Here is an 18,759-nt window from a genome sequence, read left to right on the forward strand (position 1 = left end):
ATCGTAACGGCTGCGGCAGGAATAACGATGCGCTTCGTCGCACCCCGCACGGGGTGCGTGGATTGAAATCCTCATCAATCCGACATCCTCCGCAGTCATAATGTCGCACCCCGCACGGGGTGCGTGGATTGAAATGTCTTGAACCGATCCGGCGTGCGCGCGCTGTTGGTCGTCGCACCCCGCACGGGGTGCGTGGATTGAAATAGTGCAGCAGCGTCGTACATAGATGCTGCATAGCGTCGCACCCCGCACGGGGTGCGTGGATTGAAATACTACTGCGAGATACCGCCGCCGCGCTCAACCTGTCGCACCCCGCACGGGGTGCGTGGATTGAAATCTTTTCAAGCCCTAAAATATAATCCGTAGTTACGGTCGCACCCCGCACGGGGTGCGTGGATTGAAATATTTGAAAATTCTGGTATGTCCTCGCACGCCCCACGTCGCACCCCGCACGGGGTGCGTGGATTGAAATACCCCGCGCAAGGTTTGGTGATCAATAATTTTTGTCGCACCCCGCACGGGGTGCGTGGATTGAAATAAGAGAGCAAATCCGCATATGAAAATGAGACATGTCGCACCCCGCACGGGGTGCGTGGATTGAAATTGGTGCTATACTAAATACAACAAATCAAACAGCGAGTCGCACCCCGCACGGGGTGCGTGGATTGAAATAATCAAATCGCCAATATCACAATGCAACACATTACGTCGCACCCCGCACGGGGTGCGTGGATTGAAATTATAATAAGAACGGCAGCGCATATTGTGTCCTGCGTCGCACCCCGCACGGGGTGCGTGGATTGAAATAAGAACAACAAGGGGCGTTATTTGCAGGGCGTGCAGTCGCACCCCGCACGGGGTGCGTGGATTGAAATGACAAGTGAACATAAATCTCATGTCTGAGTACAACAGTCGCACCCCGCACGGGGTGCGTGGATTGAAATAGACAGATGGGGGTATGACGGAATGATTTACGGAAGTCGCACCCCGCACGGGGTGCGTGGATTGAAATTTTAACCAATGTCGCCCCGGACAGTTTGAGATATTGTCGTCGCACCCCGCACGGGGTGCGTGGATTGAAATTTTGATAAACAAGCCGCCGCCCGGTGACAGGAACGTCGCACCCCGCACGGGGTGCGTGGATTGAAATAACAGCAAATTGATGAAATACACCTGTCCTTTGGTCGCACCCCGCACGGGGTGCGTGGATTGAAATATTCGTGGCAATACAGAAGCAGGCGACCGAATCGGGTCGCACCCCGCACGGGGTGCGTGGATTGAAATATTCTGGCAGTCATAGTCATTATCGACGCACTGGTCGCACCCCGCACGGGGTGCGTGGATTGAAATAAATGGAAGACCGTATCCAACAGCTGGAGGAACAGTCGCACCCCGCACGGGGTGCGTGGATTGAAATAGAGCTTCCATGAATCGACATGCGAACAGACGAAGTCGCACCCCGCACGGGGTGCGTGGATTGAAATCGTATCGTCCTGCGCCTTTGTTAATCATCACATGTCGCACCCCGCACGGGGTGCGTGGATTCAGAAAATTTCTACAAACTATGAATATTTTAGGGGATGAGCTGGGGCTGTTGAAGCGCAGTAGGGACAGAACAGAGAATATGATCTTGTTCTGTATCATTGTGCGGCACGCATGTATTAATCACAACTTACCTGTTGTGATTCAACGTGTCAATAAAAAATACAATATGATTTAGATATTATCTGGAAACAGAGAAAATGACAAATCATGCACAAAGATGAAGGTGGATTTTCGACTTTTCAGATGCGCCTTTGTTCTGATAAAAACAGCAAAAGACCTTCGGCCTGCGGGCAGAAGGTCTTTTTTACACCTGTTATCGATAGGATACATCTGACAGGTAAATATTTGCCATATCAATTGGAATGCCGCTGCGTTCGAGGAACAGCTTGACCGTTTCGCGGTCGAGTGGACATTTGGGACCGATGGTGATGCTCTGGATAAACGGACCGCAGGGCGGATCGAACAGAACATCACGGTATGGAACCAGATTATTTTGCCGCAGGCGATAGCCAAGTGGCTGCATGCGGAAATTGTCCAATTCCTGCTCGACCATCTGGGCGGACAGCAGCTGCTGGAAACGCGCTTCATCAAAGGTTTCGGTTTCATACGGCGGTGCGGGCAGTTCGGGATAATATACACAACGCCATTCTGCTTCTTCGGAAAAAGCGCTTGACTTGAAAAACGGCAGGGCGGGATACATCATGCGAACCAGCTCGGCAGCTGCTGCTTCCACAGAGGTGCGCAGCGGCAGCCAGCGCATATAGATGCAGAACAGCCGCATACAGGTCGCTTCAATCTCTTTGGTTGAATATTTGATGCTGTGGAACAGCAGACCGGAAGGAAGGGAACAGCTTCCCTTTAATATAAGGTAGCGTTCCGCACGGCGGAACGCTTCACGGAATTCCGTACCGGACGCAACACCGATACACACACCATAACCGTTGTCACCATAGCCGCGCCATTGGCTGAGCAGGTCACGTCGAGAGGAAAAGCAGGCAGCGAGAATCATTGTGTTGTAATCGTGGAACTGGCGCTTCATTTCCGCCAGCAGGGCAGAGGCAAGCTCGGGCTGCTCGGCACAGGGATACGCTGGATTGCTGAGGTTATTTTCGATGTGCTGAAGGCACTGGCGAATGGCCCATTTTTTCTCCATGAAGTCGTTGCTCTTCTCGATGTCGGACAGGCGAAGTGTGTGATTGGATATAATATGAAAAAAGGTTTCGACCGTACAATAGTGATAAACAACATTGGGCAGTTTGGTGTGCCGCAGGATGGTTTTCATAGCGCGGGGCTCCTTTCACATGACGAAAATCAGGTCAATTCTATTGTACACCGAACAGAGAAAAATCCAAAGGGATAACAGGAAGAAAATAGGGAGAATTTTATCATGAATATAAAAAAGTTAAAAATGTGATGAAATTTTCAAAAAAAAGGCCTTTTGCAACTGTAATAGAGAATGTGGAAAATAGTAACAAAAAATTGTGAACTATCACGGCAAAATGTGAATGAATTGTAAACAGTGGCGAAAAAGTTCGCGATTTCCTTGACTTTATGCATTTTATGCGCTACAATTCACATAAATTAAAGCGTGTTACCGATTTGTAATCTGTTTGCATTTTAACTGTAATCTTTGACCGCTGTTCAACGGTGATGTTCCGGGACGGCGGCACCGCATACGCGCAGGTTTTCGTGTGCGGATCTGGCGAAAGGAGTTTTATGAACCTGTTCACATCGATGAAGGTCTTTCATCATGAGTTTGCAAAAGTACATCTGAAGCGCCGTGCTGTCCCGCTGGCAGCGCTCGTTCTGACGACAAGTATGACCGTTCCGGTTCTGGCGGCAGGCGTTGATATTTATGAAATCACCGACGGCACGACTACAGAACGTGTCAGCCTGTATCAGGAGGATGCAGAGAGTGCACTGGCACATTCGTCGTTCGGCGACGGAGACTATGCGATTGTCTCGGTCTATGACAATGGCGATGATGTATTTAGCGTAACGGTTAAGGAAAAATACGACGTCACAGTTGTGGCGGACGGAAAGACGGTTTCCTGCCACACGGGCGACGCACAGGTCTCTGCTGTGCTGCGTCAGGCAGGCATTGAACTGGGTGAGAACGATCTGGTCAGCCCGTCGCTCGATACGAAGATCACCGAGCCGACGCAGATTACTGTGACCCGTGTCACCAAGAAACAGAAGACAGAAACACAGGCAGTTCCGTTTACCACGGAGACTCGTTCGACCAGCGAGCTGTATACCGGCGAGAGCCGTGTGGCACAGCAGGGCGTCAACGGCGTGAAGGAAATCACGTTGGAGTACACCTACCATGACGGCGTACAGGTTTCCTGTGCACAGGTCGGTGAGAAGGTTGTCACTGAGCCGGTCACCAAGATTGTTGAAAACGGCACCAAACAGCCGGCGGTAGCCACTACAGGCGGCACGGTTGCCTATTCCCGTGTCCTGACTGTGGAAGCAACGGCATACAGCGGCGGTGGTGTGACCGCCAGCGGTACCCGCGCACGTGTCGGTGCCATCGCAGTTGACCCGCGCGTCATCCCGCTGGGATCGAAGCTGTATATCACTTCGGCGGATGGCAAGTCCTGGGTTTACGGCTATGCCGTTGCGGAGGACACCGGAGGTGCCATCAAGGGCAACCGCATTGACCTCTACTTCAATTCGGAGTCGCAGTGCAACAGCTTTGGCCGCCAGACGGCAAAGGTTTATATTCTGAACTGAATCATGTGAGACATTTCCTGATCCGGCAGCGTACAGCGCTGCCGGATTTTTGATTTCTTATGAACTTGTTTTGAAATCTTGCTGTCCTGCTGTGAGCATTCCGAAGGTGATTGCGAAGAACAGAAAAACAGTGTATAATGCTAAGCGATCACAGACTTTCCTGAAAGGGAAAACAAATAGAACCAATGATATGAAATTTAATGGAGAATCTGAATGGATCTTTGTAATATAGATGATATCCGCGCGGTACTCGGCAGGCACGGATTCCGCTTTTCCAAGTCGCTGGGTCAGAACTTCCTGACGGCGGCGTGGGTTCCTGCACGCATTGCGGACAGCTGTGGCGTAGATCAAACCGGCTGTGCGTTGGAGATCGGCCCGGGTATGGGCTGCCTGACCGAACAGCTGTCACAGCGCGCAGGTAAAGTCTGCGCCATTGAGCTGGATCGCGCATTGTTTCCGGTGCTTGAGGAAACACTTGCGCACTGCGATAACATTGAAATCGTACAGGGCGATGTGCTGAAGTGTGATCTTGCAGCAATCTGTCGCGAAAAGTTCGGTGATGCGCCGGTATATGCCTGCGCCAACCTGCCGTATTATATCACCACTCCAGCTATTTCTGCGCTGCTGGCATCGAAGTCGTTCGAGGCGATCACTGTTATGGTGCAGAAGGAGGTTGCAGAGCGCATCTGTGCTCCGGCAGGCACCGCTGCCTACAGTGCCTTTTCCATTTATATTGATTACTATGCCGACGCGGAAATCCTGTTTGATGTTCCGCGCAACTGCTTTGTGCCGCAGCCGAAGGTCGATTCCGCTGTTGTACGCCTGACACCGCGCAGTACACCGCCTGTACCGGTGTGCGATGAAAAGCTGTTTTTCTCGCTGGTCAAGGCGGCGTTCGGACAGCGACGCAAGACGCTTGCCAATGCGCTTTCCTCCGTACTCGGCGGCTCGCTGGGTAAGGAAGGGATTGTGCAGCTCATTACCGACTGCGGCTTTGACGCACGCGTGCGCGGCGAAAAGCTCAGCCTTGCGGATTATGCTACACTGACGGAATTGGCACATGAGCGCCTGAACAAATAATTTATATTTTGATGCAACACAGGCCGCAGCATTGCGCTAAGAGAGAAGCCGGGTGAGAATCCCGCACAGTCCCGCTGCCGTATTGCGTGAGGATGCCGATATGACGTCACTGGAGGATGTGATCCTTTGGGAAGACATCGGTATCTGATGACCCTGAGCCGGAAGACCTGCCTGTTTTGTAAGTATCATACGACTCTCTACGGAGTATAGAGGAGGTATATCGATGCGTCATCGCCAATGGTCTCATCTCTGGAAGGATTCCTGACACCTGCATGCAGGATAGAATCAGTTAACAGAAATGAGGAAATGACATGAAACGAAGTGAAAAGATTTTTACCCTGACCTGCATGGCGGTCGGACTGCTCAGTGTGAGCGCTTCTGCTATGCACATCATGGAAGGCTATTTGCCGAAGGGCTGGGCAGCCTTCTGGATTGTTGTATGCCTGCCGTTTGTCGGGATTGGCTTTCGCCGCATCTCGAAGTATGTGCAGGAAAATCCAAAAAATCTGACATTGCTCGCGCTGTGCGGTGCGTTTGCATTTGTCCTGTCTGCGCTGAAAATTCCATCCGTGACCGGATCCTGTTCGCACCCGACAGGTGTCGGCCTCGGTGCCATCCTGTTTGGGCCCACGACCACAACGGTTTTGGGTCTGATTGTGTTGCTCTTTCAGGCGCTGCTGCTGGCGCACGGCGGTCTGACAACATTGGGCGCGAATGTATTTTCCATGGCAATTGTCGGCCCGATCTGCTCGTGGGCGATTTACCGTGGACTGAAAAAGACCGGATGCCCAAAAGCAGCTGCGATTTTCTGTGCGGCTTTCGCGGGCGACCTGCTGACCTATGTCACAACATCGGTTGAGCTGGGACTGGCATATCCGGGCGCGTCCCTTGCGGGCGCAGTGCTCAAGTTTATGGGTATCTTTGCCGTCACACAGCTTCCGCTTGCGGTTGCAGAGGGCCTGTTGACAGTGGTCGTGTTCAACGTGCTGGAAAAATACAGCAGCCGCGAGCTGACCGATCTCGGTGTGCTGTGAGGAGGACAACATGAAACAGACAATCTGGAAAAAGAATCTTGTCCTGCTGCTGCTTGTTGTCGCCATTGTGGTCATTCCACTGGTATTTATCCAGGGAGAATACGGCGGCAGCGATGACCAGGCGACCGACGCGATTGCAGAGCAGAACCCGGACTATGAGCCGTGGTTTTCCTCGCTGTATGAGCCGCCGTCCGGGGAAATTGAATCGCTGCTGTTCTGCGTACAGACGGCAATCGGTGCAGGTGTGGCAGGCTTTGTTCTCGGTCGCCTGACCGCAAAAAAACCGCAGGACGAAAAGAAGGAGTCGGACAAAAAATGATAGGAACCGACCGGTATGCATATGCGTCACGGCTGGCGCATGTGTCGCCGCAGTCCAAGCTGCTGGTGATGGCGGTGACCACCGTACTGTGTTTGTGCCTGGACTGCATTTCGGTCAGCGTGGTCACCATTCTGGCAATGGGGGCGGCGACCGTGTGTCTGGGCGGCGTGCGCCTGCGTGAATTCCGCCGCATGCTGCTCGTTCCGGCGGGCTTTATGATACTCGCCACACTCACGATTTTCATCGGACGGTATGACCCGGGAACAGAGATGCTGGTGGGCATTTCACTCGGAACGCATGGATACGGCGTGACGGCGGCTTCGGCCGTACAGGGCATTTCCATCTGTCTGCGTGCGCTGGGTGTTGTTGCGAGCATGTATTTCCTTGCGATGAATACGCCGATGACCGATATCACGGGTGTGCTGCGGCAGCTGCATGTACCTGAGCTGCTGGTCGAGCTGATGGAGCTGATTTACCGCTTTATTTTTGTCTTATATGAGACCATGCACCGCATTCACACCGCACAGACGTCGCGGCTGGGTTATGACGGGCTGGTTAATGTATACCATTCTACCGGGACACTGGCGGCAATGCTGTTCGTGCGCGCGTGGCAGAAATCCGACCGCGTTTATGCGGCACTGGAGTCGCGCGGCGGCGGGCAGTCGGTGCGCACGCTGGCAGAGGAATATGAAAGCGGACGTGCGGTGTATCTGATGTGCGCCGCGGCGGCAGCACTCCAGTTTGCCGCATTCTGCATGGAAAGGGGGCTGGCGGCATGACACAGCCGATACTGGAAACGCGTCATCTGCGCTATCGGTATGAGCACAGCGAAAGCTGGGCGCTGGATGATGTCTGCTTCCGTGCGCCGAAGGGAAAGATTACCGGATTGATCGGGCCAAACGGTGCGGGCAAATCCACACTGTTTCTCAATTTGAACGGTGTGCTGACACCGACAGAGGGCGAGGTGCTGCTGGACGGCGAGAAGGTCAGCTATACGCGGGCTGGGCTGCGCGAAATGCGCCGCCGTGTTGGTATTGTCTTTCAGGACCCGGATGACCAGCTGTTTTCTGCGGATGTGTACCGCGATATCTCCTTTGGTGCGGTCAATCTCGGTCTGCCGCAGGACGAGGTTCGGCGGCGTGTTGAGGACGCGATGCAGCGCACCGGTGTGTATGAGCTGCGGCAGCGGCCCACACATGCGCTGAGCTATGGGCAGAAAAAGCGTGTGGCCATTGCGGGCGTGCTTGTCATGCAGCCGGATGTGATTGTGCTCGACGAGCCGACAGCGGGTCTCGATCCCAAGGGCGTGTCGGATATTATGAAGCTGCTGTGCGATATGCGTGACCAGATGGGGATAACGATTATCGCGGCGACACATGATATTGACATCGTACCTCTGTATTGTGACTATGCCTATCTGCTCAAGGAGGGCAGGCTGCTGATGGACGGCACACCGGACGAAATTTTTGCGCGGCCGGATATCCTGCGTGAGAACAACCTGCGTCTGCCGCGCATTGCGCATCTGATGGAGATTCTGTCCGACCGCGACGGCATTCCGGTCGACCGGTCGGCGGCGACCATCGGGCGGGCGCGCCGGGAGCTGCTGCGCCTGCTGGAGGAGAAATAACATGAACCGGTATGTAGTCAAAAACCAGAAAAAGCTCGCGCTGGGCTACACAACCGGGAGCTGTGCAGCGGCGGCGGCGAAAGCCGCAGCCATAGCTTTGCTGACTGGGAATCCGGTGCGGCAGGTACAGCTGATGACACCGAAGGGCATTGAGCTGCTGCTGGATGTAGAGGATATGACGCGCACGCCGGACTGCGTGCGCTGTGCAGTGCGCAAGGATGCGGGCGATGACCCCGACATCACGCACGGCATGCTGGTGTATGCCGCTGTGTGCAACATTCCGCACGGCATTGACATCGACGGCGGCAAAGGAGTCGGGCGCGTGACGCGACCCGGACTGGCGCAGCCGGTCGGCACGGCGGCGATCAATCCCGGCCCGCGCCGGCAGATTGCGCGGGCGCTGGAGGAGACCGCGGCGGAATATGGCTATACCGGCGGGTTTTCTGTCGAAATTTCCATCCCACATGGGGAAGAGACTGCCGCGCGCACGTTTAACCCCAATCTGGGTATTGTCGGCGGGTTGTCCGTGCTCGGCACAAGCGGTATTGTCGAGCCGATGAGCGAACAGGCACTGATTGACACGATACATCTGGATATTGACGCGCGGTATGCCGCGGGTGAGCGCACGCTGCTGCTGTGCCCGGGCAATTATGGCGAGGATTTTGCGCGTGACACGCTGGGGCTGGATATAACACGCGGCGTGAAATGCTCCAACTTCATCGGCGAGGCATTGGACTATGCGGTGTACCGCGGCTTTTGCGGTGTACTGCTCGTCGGGCATGCGGGCAAGCTCATCAAGCTGGCGGCGGGCGTGTTTCAGACGCATTCCGCGTATGCCGATGCCAGACAGGAAATATTCGCGTCACATGCGGCACTGTGCGGCGCAGCGGTGGAGACTGTGCGCGCGCTGATGGACGCGGTGACGGTGGATGCCTGTCTCGAGATTTTACAGCGGGAAAAACTGGACCGGCAGGTGCTGGATTCCATTTCACATAAAATACTGGCACATCTGACACATCGGACGTCGACGAAAGCCGGCAGGCCGTTTGCGGTGGAATATGTCATCTTTACTAATACATACGGCGTACTGATGCAGACAGTCGGTGCGGCTGCATGCATCGAGGCGCGCCGGGAACAGGAGAACAGGCAATGAAGCAGGGCGTATTATACGGTGTGGGTGTCGGCCCGGGGGATCCGGAGCTGATGACCGTCAAGGCGGTGCGCATCATCCGGGAGGCGGATGTGGTTGCTGTCCCTGATGGGCAGACTGCACAGAATATTGCGGCGGACTATTTGGAGGGGAAGGAAATCCTTCCCTGTTCGATGCCGATGCTGCGCGACAAGGCACTGCTCGCGCAGAAGCATGACGAGGCGGCAGAGCGTATCTGTGCCCTGCTCGAACAGGGGAAGACAGTGGCGTTCCTGACACTGGGCGATCCGTCTGTGTATTCGACCTATATGTACGTGCATCGGCGTGTGCTGGCGCGCGGCTATGAGGCACAACTCGTTCCGGGTGTGCCGTCATTCTGTGCGGTTGCGGCGCGGCTGGGCGATTCGCTGTGCGAGGGCGCAGAGCCGCTGATGATTGTCCCTGCGTCGTATAGAAATGCCGATGCCTGCCTGGATTTTCCCGGCAACAAGGTATTCATGAAAGCGGGCAGGTCGATGGGTGACCTGCGGGACAAGCTGCGTGCACGCGGGGACAGCGCACAGATGGTGGAAAACTGCGGCATGCAGAACGAGCGGGTGTTCCGCTCGCTGGACGAAATTGATCCGGACGCGGGGTATTTTTCCGTGGTACTGGTCAGACATGGAAAGGATAAACAGATATGATTCATTTTGTCGGAGCAGGCCCCGGAGCGGAGGATCTGATTACCGTGCGCGGTGAAACTTTGCTGAAGCGGGCAGATGTGGTAGTATATGCCGGTTCGCTGGTCAACCCGGCGCATCTGGCGCGCACGAAAGCGGGCTGTGACATCCATGACAGCGCGTCGATGACGCTGGAGCAGGTTATGGACGTCATGATTCCCGCGGCAAAAGCGGGCAAAACGGTTGTCCGCCTGCATACGGGTGATCCATCGATTTATGGTGCCATTCGCGAGCAGATGGACTGGCTGGATGCCCAGGGCATCGACTATGAGGTGTGTCCGGGTGTCTCATCATTCTGCGGCGCGGCAGCGGCATTGCGCGCGGAATATACCCTGCCGGATGTCAGCCAGACGGTGATTCTCAGCCGCATGGCGGGGCGCACACCGGTACCGGAGCGCGAATCCATTCGTTCGCTCGCGGCGCACGGCAGCACAATGGTATTGTTCCTGTCGTCCGGTATGCTCGGAAAGCTGTCTGCGGAGCTGATTGCGGGCGGTTATGCGCCGGAAACCCCGGCGGCGATTGTATACAAAGCGACCTGGCCGGATGAAAAAGTTATCCGCACAACGGTCGCAGGACTGGAGCAGGCGGCGAAGGAAAACGGCATCACCAAAACGGCATTGATTACGGTCGGCGGTTTTCTGGGCGACAGCTATGAGCGCTCGAAGCTGTACGACCCGTCGTTTACGCATGGCTGCCGCGAGGCGAGCCGGTGAACATCAGCATTATTTCTTTTACCGGTCGCGGGCACGCGCTCAGCGCGCGCATTGCCGCGTGCATGCCGGAGGACTGCGTGACGCAGTACGCGAAAGCGGAGGGCTTTGCGGCGTATGACTCAGTGCGTGCGTTCGCCGCGCGCGCAATGGCGGAGGACAGCGCAGTGATTTTTGTCGGTGCGGCCGGCATTGCAGTGCGCGCCGTTGCGCCGTTTGTGCGCGGCAAGGATGTCGATCCGGCAGTGCTCGTCGTAGATGAAAACGGACGGTTTGTGATCCCTGTGTTGTCGGGTCACATCGGCGGTGCGAACCAGCTGGCGGAACAGCTGGCGGAACAGCTGCACGCAATTCCGGTCATCACGACAGCGACCGACGGACGCGGACGATTCGCCGCAGACAGCTGGGCGGTGCAGCATGGCTGTGTTGTCGCCGATATCCGCTGCATTAAGTACATTTCCGGCGCGCTGCTGCGCGGCGATTCGGTCGGCCTGCGCAGTGAGTTCCCGATTTCCGGCGCATTGCCGGAGGGTATTACGGCGGAGGGACAGCCGGAAAACGGCATTCTGATTTCAATTTATGAGCGGGCGGAACGTCCGTTTGCGCATACCCTGTGGCTCGTGCCGCGTATCGTGCATGTCGGCGTGGGCTGCCGGAGAGACCTGCCGCCGGATCAATTAAACGCCCGGGTGGAGGAGCTTCTGGGACAGCTGGGCATTGCGCGTCAGGCAGTGGCGTCGGTTGCATCGATTGACCTGAAGGCGGATGAACCGGCTGTGTGCGAGCTGGCACGCGCATGGAATGTGCCTGCGCAGTTTTATACGGCGGCGGAGCTGGACGAAGTGCCGGGGGAATTCCCACCGTCGGCATTTGTCAGAGAGACAACGGGAACAGACAATGTCTGTCAGCGCGCGGCGGCGCGCGCCTCGAAAAACGGACGCTGCCTGCTGGGCAAGACTGCGGGCGGCGGCACGACGGTTTCTGTGTATTGTGAGGACTGGAGGACGGAGTTTTGAGTATTTGCATGGCGGGGATCGACTGGAAAAGCGCCAATATGGACAAGCGCGAAGCGTTTTCGTTCACAGGCAGCCAGGTCGCACGGCTATGCCGCGTGATCCGGCAGATGAACGGCGTGGACGGCTGTGTGCTGCTGGCGACCTGCAACCGGACAGAATTGTACCTGAGCGGAGCGGATCTTTTGGCTCCGGCGCGCGTTTTGTGCCGTGCCGCAGGCGCGCAGGGGGAGGAAAGCCTGTTCACGGTGCGGTATGGCGACGATGCGGCGCGCCACCTGATGCGCGTCGCGTGCGGCCTGTGCTCACAGATTCTGGGAGAGGATCAGATCGTATCGCAGGTCAAGCGCGCCTATCAGATTGCCCATGAAGCGGACTGTTCGGATGCGGAGCTGAGCCAGCTGTTCCGGCTTGCGGCAACGGCAGGCAAGCGCAGCCGCACACAGGTGCGCCTGTCCGCTGCACCGCTGTCGGTTGCGGGACAGGCGGTTGCGCTGATGGAACAGGCGGCGGGTGATCTGCACGGCAGGCGCGCGCTTGTCATCGGCAACGGCGAGATGGGACGGCTGGCATCCAGCCTGCTCGTTGCGCGCGGCTGTGACGTGACAGTGACACTGCGTTCCTACCACCATGGTCAAACGATTGTCCCGGCGGGCTGTCATACGATTGCCTACGGCGACCGCATGCAGCGCGCGGCGGATTGCGATATTCTTCTCAGCGCGACAACCAGCCCGCATTATACCGTTGCATTGGACGATATGAAGCAGCTTGCGCAGGTGCCGTCCATCGTCTGCGATCTGTCCATGCCGCGCGATATTGAGCCCGCAGTGCGGGAGTTGGACGATGTCGCGGTCTTTTTGGATATGGACAGCATGGGCGGGCGCGATGTGCATGTGGATGCAGACGACCGTCGGCAGGTGGAACGAATCATTGATGAGGAAATGGCGGAATTTGCGCGCTGGCGCTCGTACCGCGAGGCGCTGCCGCTGATTGATGAGCTGTGCGGGCTGGCGGCGGAGCGCGTCGCCACCGGATATGATTTTGCCGTGCTCTCGGACGGGGAGGACGGGAAAACCACAGAAAAAATGGAGAATGCCGCCAGACTGGCGGCACAGAAAACCGCACGGTTGCTGCTGAGCGGCTTACAGGGTGAATTGGGCGACGGCGCGCTGGAAACGTGCCGGGAGGCCATTTTACGCAAGGCACCGCAGCTGCGGGACGGGAGGACAGGATGAAACTTTATGTCATCGGCATTGGGCCGGGCGGCGCGGATCAGATGACGCCGCGCGCGCGTGCCGCTATCGAAGCGAGTGATATCATCGCGGGCTACACCACATATATTGATCTGGTGCGCCCGCTGATCGAAGGCAAAGAAATTTTACAGACCCCAATGAAGCAGGAAATTGACCGCTGCACGCGCGCGCGTGACGCAGCGCTGACCGGAAAGACGGTCGCCATGATCTGTTCGGGCGATGCGGGCGTATATGGCATGGCGGGGCTGATGCACGAGGTCTGTGCGGATCATCCGGACATCGACATTGAAGTCGTGCCGGGCATCACGGCGGCGTGTGCCGGTGCAGCGGTGCTCGGCGCGCCGCTCGTGCATGATTTTGCGGTCATCAGCCTGAGCGATCTGCTTACGCCGTGGGAGAAAATTGAAAAGCGGCTGGATTTTGCATCTCAGGCGGATTTCTGCATCTGTCTGTACAATCCGTCCAGCAAAAAGCGCGCGGATTATCTGCAAAAAGCGTGTGACATTATGCTGAAGAGCAGGCTGCCGGACACCCCCTGCGGTTATGTGCAGAACATCGGGCGCGCGGGCGAGTGCGGCACGGTCTGCACGCTGGCACAGCTGCGCGATACGTCGGTCGATATGTTTACGACGGTCTTTATCGGCAACAGCCAGACGCGTGTGATCGGTGGAAAGCTGGTCACGCCGCGCGGATATGAAACCAAATGAAAACAGTGATTTTTTCCGGGACGAGCGAAGGGCGAACCCTGTGTGAACAGCTGTCCCGCGCGGGACAGGAGGCGGTTGCCTGTGTCGCAACGGAATATGGAAAACAGGTTATGCCGGCGCTGCCGGGCATCCGCGTGCACACCGGGCGCATGGACGCTGCACAGATGGCGGATTTTCTGCGCGGTGTGGAGACAGCCGTCGATGCCACACATCCCTATGCCGTAGAGGTCAGCCAAAATATCCGGCAGGCGTGTCAGCAGGCCGGGTGCCGGTATCTGCGCCTGCTGCGCCCGAAGACGCACGTTGAAGGCGCCGTGCATGTGCCGGACGCACGTGCGGCGGCAGACTATCTTGCGCAGACGGAAGGCGCCGTGCTGCTGACAGTCGGCAGCAAGGAACTGCACTGCTTTACCGCTGTGCCGGACTATACAGAGCGGCTGTGGCCGCGTGTGCTGCCCGCCGAAGCGTCGATGCAGATTTGCAAAACACTCGGTTTTCCGGCGGCGCATCTCATCCTGATGCAAGGCCCGTTTTCGGAAGAGCTGAACTGTGCGCTGATTCACATGAGCGGTGCGAAATGGCTCGTGACCAAGGATACAGGTGAGGCGGGCGGATTGCCGGAAAAGCTGGCGGCTGCAAAAAAATGCGGCTGCCGGGTGATCCTGATCGACCGTCCACAGGAGGACGGCCTGACGCCGGAGCAGGTGCGGCAGCTTCTGCTGCCGGAACCGCCGATGCGTTTTCCGTTGTTTGTCGATCTGACCGGGCGCAGGTGTCTGGTTGTCGGCTGCGGCAAAATTGGCGCGCACCGCGCGGAAGTTCTGCTGCGCTATGGCGCAGAGGTTATTGTCGTTGCACCGGAGGGCGAAGCGCCTGCGGGTGCGGTGCACCATCGCCGCGCATTTGAACCGAACGATCTGGACGGCGTTTTTCTGGTGACAGCGGCGACAGACCGCCGGGACATCAATCACGAAATTTACACGCTGTGTGTACAGCGCAATGTATTTGTCAGCACCGCGGACAACCGGGAGGAATGTACGTTTTTCTTTCCGGCAGTGCGCACGGGTGCGAATCTGTCGGTCGGGCTGGTGTCCGACGGCAGTGACCATAAAAAGACGGCGCGGGCAGCCCGCGCCATTGGGCAGGTTTTGAAGGAGGAGTCGCGGACATGAACAGAGTAATCCGAGTCGGAAGCCGCGAATCCCGGCTGGCGGTGATTCAGAGTGATATGGTGATGGATGCCATCCGCGAAGCAGAGCCCGCCATTTCCACTGAACTGGTGACGATGAAAACCACAGGCGATCGAATTCTCGACCGCACACTGGACAAAGTAGGCGGCAAGGGTCTGTTTGTCAAAGAACTGGACCGCGCCTTGCTCGCAGGCGAGGTTGATCTGACCGTGCATTCGATGAAGGATTTGCCGGCCGAACTCGACCCGCGTCTGCCGCTCGTTGCGGTCTCGCGGCGCGAGACACCGTATGACGTTCTGGTATTGCCGGAGGGGTGTCAGGAATGGGACAAATCCAGACCGGTCGGCTGTGCGTCCGCACGGCGCACGATTCAGTTACAGGCGCTGTATCCGGAGCTGGAGATTCGCCCGGTGCGCGGCAACATTCAGACGCGGCTGCGCAAGCTGGACAGCGGCGAATACGGCGCGCTGGTGCTTGCACAGGCAGGGCTGCATCGCCTCGGGCTGGACAGCCGCATTCACCGCGTTTTTTCGCCGGAGGAACTGATTCCGTCTGCCTGCCAGGGCATTCTGGCGGTGCAGGCGCGGGAGGGCTTTGATACTGCCTGCCTGCGCACCTTTCACGATGCGGATGCATTCGCCTGTGCGATAGCGGAGCGCGCGTTTATCCGCGCGCTGGACGGCGGCTGTTCGTCGCCGGTGGCGGCGTTTGCCCGCCTGACCGATGCGGATACGATGCAGCTGACCGGCCTGTATGTCTCGGATGACCGCACACGTACCCGCGTCGAAACGATAAGCTGTCCGCGTGCCGACGGCGCAGACTGTGCCGCAGAGCTGGCAAAGCGGATGAAACGGGAGGGATGACCATGGGACATGTCACACTGGTGGGAGCAGGGCCGGGGGATCCGGGACTGCTCACTGTGAAGGGCCGCCAGGCGATTGCCGAGGCGGATGTTGTTGTATATGACCGGCTGGTTGGGCCGGAAATTCTGGCGCTGATGCCGAACCACGCCGAACAGATCGATGTGGGCAAGCGCAGCTGCCATCATCCCGTGCCGCAACCGCGCATCAATGAGATTTTGCTGGAAAAGGCGCGTGAGGGAAAAAATGTCGTGCGGCTCAAGGGCGGCGACTGCTTTCTGTTTGGGCGCGGCGGCGAGGAGCTGGAGCTGCTCGCGGAAAACGGCATTGATTTCGATGTCATTCCGGGCGTGACCAGCGCGCTGGCGGTGCCCGCCTATGCGGGAATCCCCGTGACGCACCGTGATTTCACCTCGTCGGTGCACATTATCACAGGTCACGCAAAGAAAAATGGCGAGCTGCACATCGATTTTGACGCGTTGGTGCGCCATGGCGGCACGTTGGTTTTCCTGATGAGCGTGACGAGCACCCCGGCGATTCTGGACGGGCTGATGCAGGCGGGGATGTCTCCCGACCTGCCCGCGGCGATGGTGGAGCGCGGCACGCTGCCGCGCCAGCGCAAGCTGGTCGCTACGGTCGGCACACTCGCGCAGCGCATGCGCGAGATGGGCATTTCCAGCCCGGCGATTTTGATTGTCGGTGCGGTCTGTGCGCTGTCCGACCGGTTTGACTGGTATGACACGCTGCCGCTGCACGGCGTGACCGTCGCGGTCACGCGTCCAAGACAGCGTGCGGGCACGCTGACCGACCGTCTGCGCAGGCTCGGTGCAGATGTCCTTTCCTATCCGTGTATTGAGACACAGGACATCTGGCCGAATATGCCGGTTGTGGAAGCGCTGGCATCGCTGGAGCAGTACAGCTGGCTGGTGCTGACCAGTCCGGCGGGCGTGGATACGCTCGCACGACTTTTGGATGCGGCGGAGATGGATGCGCGCAGCCTTGCGCATCTGAAGCTCGCCGTCATCGGCGCGGGCACGGCGAAAAAACTGCGCGAGCACGGTCTGCGTGCGGATTATGTCCCAGATGTGTACGATTCCGTACATCTGGCGGAGGGATTGATCCGTCTTGTGCGCGACGGTGAGCGCGTGCTGCTGCTGCGTGCGGAGATCGGTACACCGGAACTGCCTGCGTTGCTTTCGGAGGCGTGCGTGGCGTTTGACGATGTTGCAATTTACCGCACAGTATATCGCAGCGAGCGCAGTGAGGAGCTGGCAGGGCTGTTGGCGCGCGGCGCGGTCGATTATGTGACGTTTACCAGCGCCTCTACCGTGCACGGCTTTGTCGGCAGCCTGTCGGCAGATACCGATCTGACGAGCTTTACCGCACTGTGCATCGGCCCGAGCACACAGAAGGCCGCACAGCAGGCGGGCATGCATACCATTACCGCCGCAAATGCGACGATTGACGCGATGATAGACACCCTGCGGGAGCATTGTGCCGCGCGGGACTGACAGGAGAGGAGTAACGAGATGGACACTTCGGAGAGAATGTTTGCAGAGGCCTGTGCCGTCATGCCGGGCGGCGTTAACAGCCCGGTTCGCGCGTATCGTGCCGTCGGCATGACACCGCGGTTTATTCGCAGCGCAAAGGGAGCCTATATCACGGATGTGGATGGCGTGGAATATATCGACTATGTTGGCTCATGGGGGCCGATGATTCTGGGACACAGCCACCCGGATGTGTTGCAGGCGGTTGCGGACACGATGAAGGACGGTTTGAGCTTCGGTGCGCCGACCGGACGTGAGACTGAACTGGCAAAGCTGGTGTGTTCGATGGTGCCGGGCATTGAAATGGTGCGCATGGTCAACTCCGGTACGGAGGCGGTTATGAGTGCCGTCCGTCTGGCGCGCGGTGCAACCGGGCGCGATAAAATCATCAAATTTGAGGGCTGCTATCACGGCCATTCCGATTCCATGCTGGTTAAGGCGGGCTCTGGCGCGCTGACTGCGGGCAGGCCGGATTCCGCCGGTGTGCCGGCGGCGATTGCTTCCGGCACACTGACGGCACAGTACAACAATCTGGACAGCGTGGAAGCGCTGCTGCGCGCGAATGACGGCGAGGTCGCGGCGGTCATTGTCGAGCCGGTTGCAGCAAATATGGGTGTTGTCCCGCCTGCACCGGGCTTTCTGGAAGGACTGCGCCGCCTGTGTGACCAGTACGGCGCGCTGCTGATTTTTGATGAGGTCATCACGGGCTTCCGTCTGGCGCGCGGCGGTGCACAGGAATACTTCGGCGTGCGCGCCGACCTTGTGACATTCGGCAAAATCATCGGCGGCGGCATGCCGGTGGGTGCATTCGCAGGTTCCAAGAAGCTGATGGAGCAGGTTGCGCCGACCGGCCCGGTGTATCAGGCAGGCACGTTGTCCGGCAATCCAGTCGCAATGGCGGCGGGTCTGGCACAGCTGACCATCCTGAACGAGCATCCGGAAATTTATATGCAGATTGAAAACAGTGCCATCTGGCTGGCAACTCAGCTGCGCGCACTGGAGGAGCAGTACCACAAGGGTTGTACGGTCAACCAGATCGGCTCGCTGCTCAGCGTGTTCTTTACCGACCGCCCGGTGACCGATTTTGCGGGCGCAAAGTCGAGCGATACCGAGCGCTATGCGGCGTATTTCCGTGCGATGCTGAAGCAGGGGATTTATCTTGCTCCGGCACAGTTTGAGGCGATGTTCGTCGGTGCAGCGCATACAAAAGACGACCTGATGAACACGGTTCTGGCGGCATCCCGCGTCATGCAGGAGCTGTAAGGA

The 18,759-nt window shown here is 57.8% G+C and carries 17 protein-coding genes, 1 CRISPR repeat array and 1 riboswitch (1 of these 19 cut by a window edge); of the genes, 16 read left to right on the top strand and 1 reads right to left on the bottom strand.

Features of this window, described 5'->3' with window-relative positions; all coding sequences use genetic code 11:
* Positions 1-1,550: a CRISPR direct-repeat array (repeat unit 33 nt; unit sequence GTCGCACCCCGCACGGGGTGCGTGGATTGAAAT) (it extends 4,086 nt beyond the left edge of the window).
* 308 nt (positions 1,551-1,858) lie between these two features.
* Positions 1,859-2,827 carry a DUF2971 domain-containing protein gene (locus ACLM7Z_RS06815; protein WP_087020850.1) on the bottom strand — a complete coding sequence of 323 codons (969 nt, stop codon included), beginning with the start codon at positions 2,825-2,827 and terminating at the stop codon, positions 1,859-1,861.
* Between the two features lie 434 nt (positions 2,828-3,261).
* Between ACLM7Z_RS06815 and ACLM7Z_RS06820 the strand changes: the two genes are divergently transcribed.
* The 16 genes from ACLM7Z_RS06820 (at position 3,262) to hemL (ending at position 18,756) form a co-directional block, all read left to right on the top strand.
* Positions 3,262-4,281: a 3D domain-containing protein gene (locus tag ACLM7Z_RS06820; RefSeq protein ID WP_273350307.1), complete on the top strand. Its 1,020-nt coding sequence runs from the start codon at positions 3,262-3,264 to the stop codon at positions 4,279-4,281.
* Positions 4,282-4,494: 213 nt separating this feature from the next.
* Complete coding sequence (gene rsmA, locus ACLM7Z_RS06825) at positions 4,495-5,361, top strand: 16S rRNA (adenine(1518)-N(6)/adenine(1519)-N(6))-dimethyltransferase RsmA (RefSeq protein ID WP_435645735.1); 867 nt, start codon at positions 4,495-4,497, stop codon at positions 5,359-5,361.
* Positions 5,362-5,364: 3 nt separating this feature from the next.
* Positions 5,365-5,550, top strand: a riboswitch (cobalamin riboswitch).
* 122 nt (positions 5,551-5,672) lie between these two features.
* Positions 5,673-6,395, top strand: coding sequence for an energy-coupling factor ABC transporter permease (locus ACLM7Z_RS06830; protein WP_273350311.1), 723 nt, complete (start codon positions 5,673-5,675; stop codon positions 6,393-6,395).
* A gap of 10 nt (positions 6,396-6,405) precedes the next feature.
* Complete coding sequence (locus tag ACLM7Z_RS06835) at positions 6,406-6,714, top strand: energy-coupling factor ABC transporter substrate-binding protein (RefSeq protein ID WP_087020839.1); 309 nt, start codon at positions 6,406-6,408, stop codon at positions 6,712-6,714.
* Positions 6,711-7,493: a cobalt ECF transporter T component CbiQ gene (gene cbiQ / locus ACLM7Z_RS06840; RefSeq protein WP_242969849.1), complete on the top strand. Its 783-nt coding sequence runs from the start codon at positions 6,711-6,713 to the stop codon at positions 7,491-7,493. The genes ACLM7Z_RS06835 and cbiQ overlap by 4 nt, the downstream gene beginning before the upstream one ends.
* A complete protein-coding gene (locus ACLM7Z_RS06845; RefSeq protein WP_087020837.1) occupies positions 7,490-8,341 on the top strand; it encodes an ATP-binding cassette domain-containing protein in 852 nt (283 codons plus the stop codon). Before cbiQ ends, ACLM7Z_RS06845 begins: the two co-directional genes overlap by 4 nt.
* Before the next feature lies 1 nt (position 8,342).
* Positions 8,343-9,494 carry a cobalt-precorrin-5B (C(1))-methyltransferase CbiD gene (cbiD, locus tag ACLM7Z_RS06850; protein ID WP_087020834.1) on the top strand — a complete coding sequence of 384 codons (1,152 nt, stop codon included), beginning with the start codon at positions 8,343-8,345 and terminating at the stop codon, positions 9,492-9,494.
* Positions 9,491-10,174: a precorrin-2 C(20)-methyltransferase gene (gene cobI, locus ACLM7Z_RS06855; protein WP_087020831.1), complete on the top strand. Its 684-nt coding sequence runs from the start codon at positions 9,491-9,493 to the stop codon at positions 10,172-10,174. Before cbiD ends, cobI begins: the two co-directional genes overlap by 4 nt.
* Complete coding sequence (cobM, locus tag ACLM7Z_RS06860; protein ID WP_087020828.1) at positions 10,171-10,926, top strand: precorrin-4 C(11)-methyltransferase; 756 nt, start codon at positions 10,171-10,173, stop codon at positions 10,924-10,926. Before cobI ends, cobM begins: the two co-directional genes overlap by 4 nt.
* Entirely contained in the window at positions 10,923-11,939 is a 1,017-nt protein-coding gene (locus tag ACLM7Z_RS06865) for a cobalt-precorrin 5A hydrolase (protein WP_087020825.1), read from the top strand. Before cobM ends, ACLM7Z_RS06865 begins: the two co-directional genes overlap by 4 nt.
* On the top strand, positions 11,936-13,171 hold the full coding sequence (gene hemA, locus ACLM7Z_RS06870; RefSeq protein ID WP_435645736.1) for a glutamyl-tRNA reductase: 1,236 nt from the start codon (positions 11,936-11,938) through the stop codon (positions 13,169-13,171). The genes ACLM7Z_RS06865 and hemA overlap by 4 nt, the downstream gene beginning before the upstream one ends.
* Complete coding sequence (cobJ, locus tag ACLM7Z_RS06875) at positions 13,168-13,896, top strand: precorrin-3B C(17)-methyltransferase (protein ID WP_087020819.1); 729 nt, start codon at positions 13,168-13,170, stop codon at positions 13,894-13,896. The genes hemA and cobJ overlap by 4 nt, the downstream gene beginning before the upstream one ends.
* A complete protein-coding gene (gene cobK / locus ACLM7Z_RS06880; protein WP_273349912.1) occupies positions 13,893-15,068 on the top strand; it encodes a precorrin-6A reductase in 1,176 nt (391 codons plus the stop codon). The genes cobJ and cobK overlap by 4 nt, the downstream gene beginning before the upstream one ends.
* Entirely contained in the window at positions 15,065-15,949 is an 885-nt protein-coding gene (gene hemC, locus ACLM7Z_RS06885) for a hydroxymethylbilane synthase (RefSeq protein WP_435645737.1), read from the top strand. Before cobK ends, hemC begins: the two co-directional genes overlap by 4 nt.
* Before the next feature lie 2 nt (positions 15,950-15,951).
* The gene (gene cobA / locus ACLM7Z_RS06890) at positions 15,952-17,457 is read left to right on the top strand and encodes a uroporphyrinogen-III C-methyltransferase (protein WP_435645738.1); all 1,506 of its coding nucleotides are present in this window, start codon (positions 15,952-15,954) and stop codon (positions 17,455-17,457) included.
* Between the two features lie 18 nt (positions 17,458-17,475).
* Entirely contained in the window at positions 17,476-18,756 is a 1,281-nt protein-coding gene (gene hemL / locus ACLM7Z_RS06895; protein WP_087020806.1) for a glutamate-1-semialdehyde 2,1-aminomutase, read from the top strand.
* Positions 18,757-18,759: the final 3 nt, after the last annotated feature.

The organism is Butyricicoccus porcorum (assembly GCF_051246315.1).
In the GTDB taxonomy this organism is placed as follows: Bacteria; Bacillota; Clostridia; order Oscillospirales; family Butyricicoccaceae; genus Butyricicoccus_A; species Butyricicoccus_A porcorum.

Coding starts and splice junctions, on each gene's coding strand:
- cobI (WP_087020831.1), top strand. CDS start 9,491: ATGAAGCAGGGCGTATTATACGGTGTGGGTGTCGGCCCGGGGGATCCG.
- cobA (WP_435645738.1), top strand. CDS start 15,952: ATGGGACATGTCACACTGGTGGGAGCAGGGCCGGGGGATCCGGGACTG.
- hemL (WP_087020806.1), top strand. CDS start 17,476: ATGGACACTTCGGAGAGAATGTTTGCAGAGGCCTGTGCCGTCATGCCG.
- cbiQ (WP_242969849.1), top strand. CDS start 6,711: ATGATAGGAACCGACCGGTATGCATATGCGTCACGGCTGGCGCATGTG.
- ACLM7Z_RS06815 (WP_087020850.1), bottom strand. CDS start 2,827: ATGAAAACCATCCTGCGGCACACCAAACTGCCCAATGTTGTTTATCAC.
- ACLM7Z_RS06830 (WP_273350311.1), top strand. CDS start 5,673: ATGAAACGAAGTGAAAAGATTTTTACCCTGACCTGCATGGCGGTCGGA.
- cbiD (WP_087020834.1), top strand. CDS start 8,343: ATGAACCGGTATGTAGTCAAAAACCAGAAAAAGCTCGCGCTGGGCTAC.
- ACLM7Z_RS06835 (WP_087020839.1), top strand. CDS start 6,406: ATGAAACAGACAATCTGGAAAAAGAATCTTGTCCTGCTGCTGCTTGTT.
- cobM (WP_087020828.1), top strand. CDS start 10,171: ATGATTCATTTTGTCGGAGCAGGCCCCGGAGCGGAGGATCTGATTACC.
- hemC (WP_435645737.1), top strand. CDS start 15,065: ATGAACAGAGTAATCCGAGTCGGAAGCCGCGAATCCCGGCTGGCGGTG.
- ACLM7Z_RS06845 (WP_087020837.1), top strand. CDS start 7,490: ATGACACAGCCGATACTGGAAACGCGTCATCTGCGCTATCGGTATGAG.
- cobJ (WP_087020819.1), top strand. CDS start 13,168: ATGAAACTTTATGTCATCGGCATTGGGCCGGGCGGCGCGGATCAGATG.
- rsmA (WP_435645735.1), top strand. CDS start 4,495: ATGGATCTTTGTAATATAGATGATATCCGCGCGGTACTCGGCAGGCAC.
- ACLM7Z_RS06820 (WP_273350307.1), top strand. CDS start 3,262: ATGAACCTGTTCACATCGATGAAGGTCTTTCATCATGAGTTTGCAAAA.
- cobK (WP_273349912.1), top strand. CDS start 13,893: ATGAAAACAGTGATTTTTTCCGGGACGAGCGAAGGGCGAACCCTGTGT.